Below are 10,582 nucleotides of genomic sequence, written 5' to 3' on the forward strand. Positions count from 1 at the left end.
AAAATGAAGCGCAAAGTATTTATTCAAAAGTTAATCCAAAACCCAGAACTAATCGAAAAATTAATTCTTGATAAAAAACTATAATGTCCCTGGTTCCCCCGAAGTTTCGGGGCTGGAGGCACCACCATCATTTTTATAAACCCCTGGTTTTTATAAGATTATCAGGGGTTTTTCTTTTCACTGTGTAATTTACGGCGTAATTTAAGCCCAAAAGAAAAGGGACTAATAGCCCCTGTTTTCTATAAATTTACCTCAATTTACATTTTCTATAATATAAAAAAATGTAGCACTAATTTTTGTATAGGTTTCAGCTGTATTTATCATCATATTAATCATTAATGCGAAGAAATAAAATTATTTACCTCTTGCTTTGCGACTGTATTTAGAGCGTTTACAAACAAAGCATTATGCCCTCCAGCTATTTCAACAAATTGACTGTTTTGGCAGTTACCGCAATTTTGTATTTCCTGTTTGAAAATAGGCCATGAGTACATTTGTATGGGAGAATCGTTCAATCCTTGTACAAATAAAATATCCGACTTGAAGCCATTGGTAAAATTCAATAAGGACCTTTCAAAATAGGCATTAGGATTTTCTGAAGTTAGTCCATAAACATTTTTCAATTTCGTACAAGTTGAACTAGACACTACTTGCCCATTCTCTTCAAGATCACACCGATAAACAAGATTTAAAGGGCCGGGGGCACTGGCAATAACCCCATTTGTTTGATGCATTGTATTTAGTCGAGTAACCAAATACCCTCCTTGAGAATGTCCCGCTAAAAATATTTTACCCACTGTAATGCCTAGTTCCTCACTGGCGTTGTTTTTTACCCATAACAAGGCCGCTTCAGCTTGTAAAATGTTATCCCCAAACAATATAAATTCTTGGGGATGAGCCACACTTATAATCATCATATCATCTCTTTCCACTACTTTTTTAAACTCATCAAGAGCTTTATTTGCAGCAGTCAATAATTGAGAATCACTTTCAATTGTTCCATGAAATACAAGTAAAACATCAGGATTGTTTATGGCAGGTTTGTCAATAACTACAGTGACGTTTACATTATTGTACGTGATTGTCCTAGTCTCTCTAGAAGATGTATTTAAATTCTGCGCCTCATCTTTTTGACAGGATATCAATAAAAAGGACACTACGAGTAATTGTAAAATTCGCATCAAATAAGTCTTTTACACATTATTGGGTTTGACAATAAAAATGAAATATGGTTTAATGTTATTTTAAAATGGAATTATTGCAATTTACTCGATTTTTGCAACTCATGTTCAACAAAGTATCGCGTGAAATAGTTTGCACCAGCATCATTTAAGTGGGCACAATTATTAAACAAATGATCGTTAGGAACTACTGCAGAAAAATCGATTAATTCAGGAATTCGTTGCTTCAACTGTAGCAAATAGGCTTTGTTATTTACGTTCAAACAAAATGGAGCGCAGAAAAATCGAACCCGCATATTATGGGTTTTGATGTAGGTTTTCATGGCTTCAAAAGTGGTATTCTTAGGCGCCAATTTTTTAGGCAAACGGTAGCCGTGCGTGGTGTGAGAACCCTCCAAAGAATTATAACCTTGAGTTGTTGATACAAAGGTTTTTTTACCCACACAGTTCATTAAAAACTCTCGAACGCCTATCTTCAAATCATTTTGGGCATACCTGTAAAATGGCATATAAAACAGCAAGGGATCATCGGCTAGTTGTGTATGGGCATAATGGCGCGTTGCTGCATTTTCGTGGATAAATGGCATGATTTCGTACTTCATCATGTTGGAACACCCTTTGAGATTATAATTGTAATCGATCTGAACATAGAGGGTATCATACGAAATTTTATAGGCATTTATCAATTGTAGCATCGTATACAAATCATTCATCTTTGACGCTTGAAAACCGAGATTGACCGATGACTTCCCTGTCTTTTTTTGAATAACCTCAGGTACTATCCCATTATCGACACGGGAGGAACCGATAAAAATATAATTGATGTGTTTATTTTTAAGCTGTCGTAGAAATTGATATTTGGTTCGTGGAGTAGCTTCTTGCATTACTCCTGTGAATAAGAGATCTAACGCGAATAAAATCAGCACTGTTATCCCTAATCCTTTGAAGCAGAAACGTATAAACTTTTTCATCATTAAAATTGAAAATAAATGAAACTACTCGGATTTGAATACGTACCTAACAACATAACACCTAGCAGCAATAGGCTTGCTTTTAGTGCCGTATATCGTCCTCGAATCGGATGTTCACCTTCGCGAGCATACCATTCTAGACCGATAAACACCACCAATAGGGCCACCAATTCAACACTATACCGATCGATAGACAAATATTGAATCCCTCCATTAAAGGAAAAGGCAAACATATTTTTAAGATAGTGAAATGCTTCGGTAACCGAAGCCGCTCTAAAGAACACCCATGCTAATGTAGTCATTCCGAAGGTAAATAGCATTTGAAAAAGCTCTTTAAGTGTTGGAAAAATTCTTCCCTGGGCAACAATCGACAAATGGGTTCGATTCTTTTGGCGAATTAATAGGGGTAAAAAATAAAGCGCATTCAATCCACCCCACACTATAAATGTCCAATTGGCTCCGTGCCAAAATCCACTTACCAAAAAAATAATAAATGTGTTGCGAATTTTCTTGGCTAGCGAACCTTGATTGCCGCCGAGTGGGATATAGAGGTAATCGCGAAACCATGAAGACAATGAAATGTGCCAACGCCGCCAAAACTCGGCGATATCTCTTGAAAAATAGGGAAAATTAAAATTGCGCAACAAATCTATCCCAAACAACTTAGACACCCCCAAAGCAATATCGGAATAGCCCGAAAAGTCCCCATAAATTTGAAAAGCAAAATAAATTGCCCCCAACAATAACGTGAGGGAATTGGCCGTATCATCGTTTTCAAAAATAGTATTAACGTAGACAGCACAAGTATCGGCTATAACAACTTTTTTGAAAAACCCCCAAATAATTTGATAGATACCTTCTTTCGATTTTTGAAAGTTAAAAACTCTCGGGGCTTTTATTTGTGGCAGTAAATGGGTGGCGCGTTCAATCGGCCCCGCGACGAGTAAGGGAAAATAGCTTACAAAGAGGGCATAATTGACAAAATTGCGTTCGGGTGTAATCCGTTCTTTATAGATATCAATAACATAAGACAATCCATGAAAAGTATAAAACGAGATGCCTACGGGTAAAATAATTTGTAATAAGACCACATTTACCTTCCACCCCATTTGAGCCAACATTTCGGCAAAAGAAGTGGCAAAAAAATCGTAATATTTAAAAACCCCTAAAAACCCCAGATTGATCCCGATACTGGTCCAAAACCAAAACCGTTTTTGCACTTGTAATTTGGCATCGGCCATAAAGAGACCTGAATAATAATCGAGACCCGTAGAAAATAACAAAAGAAAGAGAAACCGCCAATCCCAAAAGGAATAAAACAAATAACTCGCCAAGAGCAACATTATATTTTGCCGTTTCAATTGATTTGGAAAAACAAACCAATAGAGCACATATACCCATGGCAAAAAGAGTAAAAACGATAGCGAATTAAAGAGCATTGTTTATCGGTTAGGTCACGAAATTAGGGAAAACGAACCAACTTTATGGTGTTATTCAACAAATTCCCTTTTTATTTATCAGCTGTGGGCGGAACGGGAACGGTACCCAGTGCAGTGGTATTGGGAGTATGTTCCATTCCTTCTTTATACTCGGTCGCTTCTAAATCTTCTGTTTGTTTGTCTGTCCAATCTAACGCAGGGATTCTCCTGAGAACTTGAAATTTTTAGAGGGATTCCAATGATTCCAAGCGAAGGCAATCCCAAGCGCATTTTCAAATTTAAACGACCATCAAAACGCGTCGTGCACTCGATTCGGTGTCGGAATCCCGCTACTTTAAACTTAAAGCGTTCGGGTATGACAATATTGTTGTTAATTTTAGTTTTAAGGTCAACTTATTACAAATCCGGGTCTTTTAACTTGTCTTTCCCCATGGAACGAGGCACCACATTCATCAGTTTAAACCCTTTCATTTTGACTTTTTTGACAAATAAAACGCCACCGCCTATCAAAGAGGAGAAAATGGGCATCATTTGGTCGTTTAACTGGCTTTGCAATCCATTTACTTTTTAACCTTGAAATTCAAATTCCTCCAACTGGACTTTGAACTGTATATCTATATTTTTGGCAACACAATTGCGCCTTTTTCTATCACTTGAGGACTTGTATCCGAAGTCGTATTCCTTTGTTTTTCGGACAAAAATTCATCGGCATTCAAGAATTTTGAGGATAGCGCAAAATCCCCTTTTGACACTCCAGTAGTCAACAACTCAAAATCTTCGCGGACTTGGCGATCCATCGCTTCATGGGCGTAAACTAATTTCAACTCAAAGCTAAGGCAAATCGAAAGAATAAAAAAAGGTTCCTGTTAAAACAGAAACCTTTTTACACTAACTATTGAAATAAATTTATTCTTTAATCAACTTTACGGATTTGGTTTGACCATTTTCGTCAACTAATCTTACAACATATAGTCCTCCTTTTAAATCCTCAATAGAATACTCACGATCCATTACTACATTCTCAAATGATTTTACCAACTGCCCTGTGATAGAATACACATCCATAGATGTCAAATTGGTGTTGACCATAATTGAACCAGTAGTTGGATTTGGAGCAACGGTTACAAAATCAAGTTTAGTGAACTGATCATTATTCAAGGCTTGCTGATTTCCATAAATTCTGAATCCTCCAGCTTCAACCGAAATGGTTGCCGTAGTGCTTGTAACGTTAACAGGGGTATTATCCATTAAGTTATACCATGTCCCTGTGTAAGGGAAATCAGGACGAATACCTTGCGAAGCAACAGACATATTGGCTAAAATCACCACATTGCGCAATTGAGATGTTGGCAATGAATTATTGAACACATACACACGTTGACGAATGTTATTTCCATCAGTACTGATAGCATAGTCTCCGTTGAACACAGGATTACTTAACTTGAGGTCAATCATTTTGGCCCAATCGTTATAGATTTTAGCACGCTGTGGAACTCCTAGCCAGTTGTTAACCCATTGTGGTTGTGGTTTGGTATCCAATTTACAATCGCCAGTAGTGGTGTCATAATCGGTATTTACGGTACCATTGGTACAAGTGAAAATAGACAAATTCATTCCAAGAGGAGCAAAATGCCAAATCATTTTTGGCCCAGGAATCAACAAACTGATAGCCCCGATAGCCGACATTCTGTAAAGCGCATTGTTCAAGTTATTGATAACGGGTGATGTTCCACCTCCATTACCAAAAGTAAGCGCAGAATACATAATACGATCCTTATCGTGACTTTCTGGATATCCCAACAAACGTTTTGCATTAAATCCACGGCTTACGTGCCCCATACGTGTGATGTCAGCTCCAGTAGAGAATCCTTGAATTAATTGGGTATAAGGAGCGGTTAATTCTCCCCACATCATTACTCCTTTACTTGGATTTTCATTGATACGGTAATTTGCCCATTGTTGCTCTTCACCATCGATTCCCAAGTGCTCAAAAATAGCTAAGTGGAAAGGATCTAATGACCAACTGTAGTCTACATACTCTCGCAGAACATCGACACGGTCTTGTTGATAGGCATTGGTACAAGTATCATCGTTTCCAGAACAGTTTTGGGTAAATCCTTTGGTTAAATCCCAACGGAAACCATCAATTTTAAACTCTTGTATCCAATGTTTAACCACACGTTTGGTATAAGAACGGGTAAGTTGTGAACTATGATTAAAGTCACTTCCCACGTTGTAACTGTGTCTTGAAAACTCATTAAAATACGGATTATCCGCAGCGGGCTCACCCCATCCGTCACCATCAGGATCTTTCATCCACATACGCACCATAGGATTTCTCCCGAAGGCGTGATTTAAAGCAACATCTAAGATTACAGCAATACCGTTTTGATGTAAAAGATCAACAAGTTCTTTAAATTTATCGGCCGTTCCATAGAATTTGTCTAAGGCCATATGGAATGATGTGTTGTATCCCCAACTTTCATTTCCTTCAAATTCCATCACAGGCATGAAGTGAATCGCGTTGATTTTTAAGTTTTTAAAATAATCAATTCGGTTGATGATATCTTGATAATTGCGATTAGCATCAAAGTCACGAACTAACACTTCGTAAACCACTAAATTATCTTTATTAGGTTTTACGAAATTTAAGGTTGCATTACTCCAATTGTAGGGTGTCTGTCCTGTTCTGAGCACTGTGACCTCACGTTGTTGACCTGAGGGATAGGCCGGAATATTTGGATAACTTGAAGCTGGGATAAATGGATCGTCAAAATTTGACAAAACCAATGTAGAATAAGGATCGGCTGTTTTTACAACCGCAGGAGAGTTTGTTGTAGGGGTTTGATCACAAACCCAATACTGATAATTATAATTGACCCCAGGAGTTAAGTTGGTTAATTCTAACCAAAACTTATTATTCGATGAGTCGCGTTTCATTAAAAAAGAAGAATCCGGTTGGTAGTTATTAAAACTACCTGCCACATAAACAAAATCTTTACCTGGAGCTGTTAAAACAAGTGTAGCTTTGGTGTTGTCAGAACTGTTGTAATTAATACCGTCTTCTAACCCAGCGGGCATTGAAGCAGTAGTTGTTCCCGCATTCACAACAACACTAAAAGTATACGTGAAGGTAACAGCGCCTTGATTAACCAATAATTGATAGGTTTTGTTTTGCGTTACATTCACATCGGTGAACGCATAATTTGAACCGGTAAACGTATTAATCGTAGTACCATTGGCTTGTAAGGTATAGTTGGCATTGCCATTGGTGTTGGTCGCTGTAACAGAAAAGTTTTGTCCCGCTGATAATAGTGTATTACTTCCATTGACAGGGGCTGTAAGCGACGATTGAAAAGCACCCACATTTAATACAAAATCAACAGTTTGTGCATTTCCAACAGAATTTCGAAACACAATATTTACATTGGTAATTGCTCCCGAGCTTACATTGTAAAACGATTGGAGGGTTGGTGTTAAATCCAAACGATAAATATTACCTGAAACCTGAGTTAAGGCAGGTTGTGTAGAATTATTTGCCCAATTGCCCTTTACATTTTGCCAAGGTGATCCGTTAAGCGTAACCCCGGTGTGTGCATAAATTACCCCTGTGTAGGTGGCTAAAGGCGTTGTACTCTTATCAAAGAGAATCACGGCCGATTGATTTTGATCGGGGTTGGTCCCGCCTTGCCAACTAATTACTTGTGCTTGAAGTGTAGAAGTTAAGGCAAATCCAATAAATAATAATAATTTTCTCATAGCATTTTGAGTTAAAAAAAAAGCAAGGACTGGGTTAAAGCAGTCCTTGCTTAAAGATTTATTATTGTGCAGTTAATGTGTACGAGTATTTTCTTGGGTTAGATAAATCCAACTCTACTAAATAAGTACCTGCTCCAGGCGAAGCAATATCTGGACCATTATAATCCATAGAACCATCATCGTTGTTATCACCACCAAAATTGATTGTCCATGCATTGTTAGCTCTAAACTTGAACATAGCAGCAGTCATCACTACGGTACCTGTCCATTTTTTTGTGGTAGCATTATACGTTAAAGGTGTGCTATTATCCCATCCACCAGGTGTAGCAGAACCAATGATTCCCCATGTAGTTGGCGTTACCGTATACGCTAATGTTGTAGTATTAGCTTGTACTCTGTAATATCCAGCAGCAGCGGTACAATCAGACTCGCCAGTAGCTACTAAAACGCCAGAGAAAGATCCATCATCTCCCCAATCGGTGTTCCCCCAGTTGAAGTTTCCTGAAGCATCTGGAGCCACAAATTTGTATCCTCCATCTAACCAAACATACCCTTCATAATCGGTTTGACCGAAAGCAGAAGCAGCAATTCTTGGTGCAGTGGGGGGATTCCAACCTTGGTGGTTACCTGGAACCGCTAATTTTGGCAAATCTGTTGAGTAAGGAGTTACTAAATACGTAATAACATCCGAATATTTAGCTTCACTTCCAGTAGTTCCGATAGTTGATTTGATACGAACTTCTAAACCACCTTGTGTGAAAGGCGTTAATCCAGAAGCTACTGAAGCACTGTTCAACACATCTGAATTGATTGTAGCATAAGTGTTTGTAGTTGAAGTAACATCCAAAGGAGTATCAAAACTATCACCACTTTTATCCACTTGGATGGTGTAATTCACTTGAGTCTCTGCTCCATAATCAGCATCTTCCCATGTTAAGGCTAAACCTGGGTTAAGGGGTGTATCAGGAGATAAAACCACTGATTCACCAGATTGTGGAGAAAGAATTTTAAATTCAGCAGGAGGCGTAGTAAAAATTAAATCCTGCTCATCGGTACACGAAGCTGCTCCGAATAAAAGAGCAAAAGCTAGTATGGGTTTAACTATTTTTTTCATTTTAAAATTGTTTAATTGTGTTGGATTAATAACCTGGATTCTGTGTTAAGTTGGGGTTAGCTGCAATAGAATTGGTTGGGATAGGGAATACTTTTAAGTTGTTTGAAATAGCGATACCATTCACCCCATTTCCTTTCCATGCCCAATTGTAGCTTCCTCCTGTAAATTTGTTAAAACGAATTAAATCTTGACGACGGTGACCTTCCCAGTGAAGCTCACGAGAACGCTCATCTAAGATAAAGTCTAACGTCAAATCAGCAGCACTGATGTTGGCACTAGAACTTCCATTGTTTGCTCTTTCGCGTAGTGCATTAACATAAGCCACGGCTTGTGACAATGTAGCTCCTGAAGCACCACGAACAGCACACTCAGCATACATTAAATACGCATCGGCTAAACGGAACAATGGGAAATCGGTATCTACAAAAGTAGAATTTGGTCCCGCAACTCCTGTAGAGGATACGTTTTTGTATTTCGCTAAGATAAACCCTTGATCGCGATTTGCTACATCTGTGATTTCGATAGAACGAGATCCAGGTAAAATAGCACTCTTGCGCACATCAGAAGCAAAGGCAGTGCCATCAAACTTTTGTACAAATTGTTTACGTAAACGTAAAGCTCCACCCCATCCGCCGGCACCAACACCTAGCGAAACACCGTTAGATTCCATCGAACCTACTTGTCCGTTAATCATCACAGTGGTAGGACCAAAGTTTTGAGTGACCACCCCATCCGACTGTAATGAGAAAATCATCTCAGTAGAAATGTGGTTATCGGCGGTAAAGTTGTTGAAATAGTTAGAGTTTAACGTATATCCTCCACCGATAACTTGGTTTAATTGAGCCACACATTCAGTGTATTTGGGCGTACCAATGAATACCTCTGCATTCAAGTACATTTTAGCCAAAATCATACGAGCCATCGCTTGATCCAAACGGCCGTACACATTAGCACGAGGCGCTTTTAGGTCTGGAATAACAGCATTCAACTCATTATCAATATACGTAAACAATTGTTGACGGTTGTACTCGGGTCCTCTAAAGTTTAAAGGATCATTCTCTGTAACGAAAGGCGCTTTTCCAAACAAGTCCATCATGTTATAGTACGCCAAAGCGCGTAAAACACGAACCTCTTGACGATACGTAGCAATATTACTCAATTGCGTGGCATCGGTTACGCCACGAGAACTTAATTTTGCTGGCGTTGTCTGACGTAAAAACTCATTCGCCAAAGCTACTTCAGCCATGGTACGGCTAAACATCCCTAAGAAAATTGGATTGTTCGCTGTCCAAATCGCACGCTGTAGTTCACGAGTACCTGGGTCATTTTCATAACTCCAAATTACTTCATCAGTCGTTAAATTTTGCAAATACCACAAACAACGACCGTACTGACTTGTACCCGCATCAATTCCTTGAAGAAACGATGATCCTGCATCTTGTGTTCCTGTCAAGGATAAATTTCCATACACCCCAGCCAAAGCACGCTCGTAAGCACCAGGCTGGCTGTAAAAAGCCTCCGCTGTGAAGATATCATCATCTTCAGGCAACACATCCAAATCTTTCGTACAGGATGTTAACGCCAGCGATAAACCTAACAGATAAATCGATTTTTTAAACATTTTTTTCATATCACATTTTTTTAAAACTTCATATTCACACCAAACAAGAGCGTGCGTTGACGTGGATAAATGGTATTGTCGATACCGCCATTGATTTCAGGATCAATCCCACTATATTTGGTAATGATAAATGCATTTTGCATCCCTGTAAATACACGTAAGCTCGCTTTTCCATCCAACCATTTTGGGAACGTATATCCCATAGTAATATTATCCATTCGTAAGAATGATCCATTTTCTACGTACAAGTCCGATAAAAATACATCCGGTGTATTGGTAAAATCAGTAGACTGAACGTTGTTTGGAAGATTTGATAACACCCCGTTGTTACGGATTAAATTGTATTGCGCACGGGTAGCATTCACCGCATTGTATACACGGTTTCCTAAGCTCGCACGCATGTTGAAATTGAAATCAAAATTTTTGTAGTTGAAGGTAGAAGCCAAACCGAAAGTCACATCGGGGTCTCCATTCATATAAATGTAACGGTCGTCACC

At 38.6% G+C, this 10,582-nt stretch carries 8 protein-coding genes and 1 pseudogene; all 9 read right to left on the reverse strand.

All coding sequences use genetic code 11. The features are described 5' to 3' along the window. Window positions 1-335: 335 nt before the first annotated feature. Window positions 336-1,181, reverse strand: coding sequence for a S9 family peptidase (locus Q0037_RS09950; protein WP_297517737.1), 846 nt, complete (start codon window positions 1,179-1,181; stop codon window positions 336-338). Between the two features lie 74 nt (window positions 1,182-1,255). Continuing rightward, window positions 1,256-2,152, reverse strand: a complete 897-nt coding sequence (locus Q0037_RS09955; protein ID WP_297517740.1) for a hypothetical protein — start codon at window positions 2,150-2,152, stop codon at window positions 1,256-1,258. A 2-nt stretch (window positions 2,153-2,154) separates the two neighbouring features. Then, complete coding sequence (locus Q0037_RS09960) at window positions 2,155-3,591, reverse strand: MBOAT family protein (protein WP_297517743.1); 1,437 nt, start codon at window positions 3,589-3,591, stop codon at window positions 2,155-2,157. 396 nt (window positions 3,592-3,987) lie between these two features. Then, window positions 3,988-4,146 (reverse strand): hypothetical protein, encoded by a 159-nt coding sequence (locus tag Q0037_RS09965; RefSeq protein ID WP_297517745.1) that lies wholly within the window; start codon window positions 4,144-4,146, stop codon window positions 3,988-3,990. Window positions 4,147-4,205: 59 nt separating this feature from the next. Then, window positions 4,206-4,415 (reverse strand): hypothetical protein, encoded by a 210-nt coding sequence (locus Q0037_RS09970; protein WP_297517748.1) that lies wholly within the window; start codon window positions 4,413-4,415, stop codon window positions 4,206-4,208. 82 nt (window positions 4,416-4,497) lie between these two features. Next, the gene (locus tag Q0037_RS09975) at window positions 4,498-7,350 is read right to left on the reverse strand and encodes an alpha-amylase family glycosyl hydrolase (RefSeq protein WP_297517751.1); all 2,853 of its coding nucleotides are present in this window, start codon (window positions 7,348-7,350) and stop codon (window positions 4,498-4,500) included. A 61-nt stretch (window positions 7,351-7,411) separates the two neighbouring features. Further along, window positions 7,412-8,464: a SusE domain-containing protein gene (locus Q0037_RS09980; protein ID WP_297517754.1), complete on the reverse strand. Its 1,053-nt coding sequence runs from the start codon at window positions 8,462-8,464 to the stop codon at window positions 7,412-7,414. Between the two features lie 25 nt (window positions 8,465-8,489). Then, window positions 8,490-10,094 carry a RagB/SusD family nutrient uptake outer membrane protein gene (locus Q0037_RS09985; RefSeq protein WP_297517757.1) on the reverse strand — a complete coding sequence of 535 codons (1,605 nt, stop codon included), beginning with the start codon at window positions 10,092-10,094 and terminating at the stop codon, window positions 8,490-8,492. 11 nt (window positions 10,095-10,105) lie between these two features. Then, window positions 10,106-10,582, reverse strand: a pseudogene (locus Q0037_RS09990) (SusC/RagA family TonB-linked outer membrane protein); the annotation flags it as partial.

Origin of the sequence: Flavobacterium sp., assembly GCF_027482425.1 — a bacterium.
Lineage (GTDB): Bacteria > Bacteroidota > Bacteroidia > Flavobacteriales > Flavobacteriaceae > Flavobacterium.

Coding starts and splice junctions, on each gene's coding strand:
- Q0037_RS09950 (WP_297517737.1), bottom strand. CDS start 1,181: ATGCGAATTTTACAATTACTCGTAGTGTCCTTTTTATTGATATCCTGT.
- Q0037_RS09955 (WP_297517740.1), bottom strand. CDS start 2,152: ATGAAAAAGTTTATACGTTTCTGCTTCAAAGGATTAGGGATAACAGTG.
- Q0037_RS09960 (WP_297517743.1), bottom strand. CDS start 3,591: ATGCTCTTTAATTCGCTATCGTTTTTACTCTTTTTGCCATGGGTATAT.
- Q0037_RS09975 (WP_297517751.1), bottom strand. CDS start 7,350: ATGAGAAAATTATTATTATTTATTGGATTTGCCTTAACTTCTACACTT.
- Q0037_RS09980 (WP_297517754.1), bottom strand. CDS start 8,464: ATGAAAAAAATAGTTAAACCCATACTAGCTTTTGCTCTTTTATTCGGA.
- Q0037_RS09985 (WP_297517757.1), bottom strand. CDS start 10,094: ATGAAAAAAATGTTTAAAAAATCGATTTATCTGTTAGGTTTATCGCTG.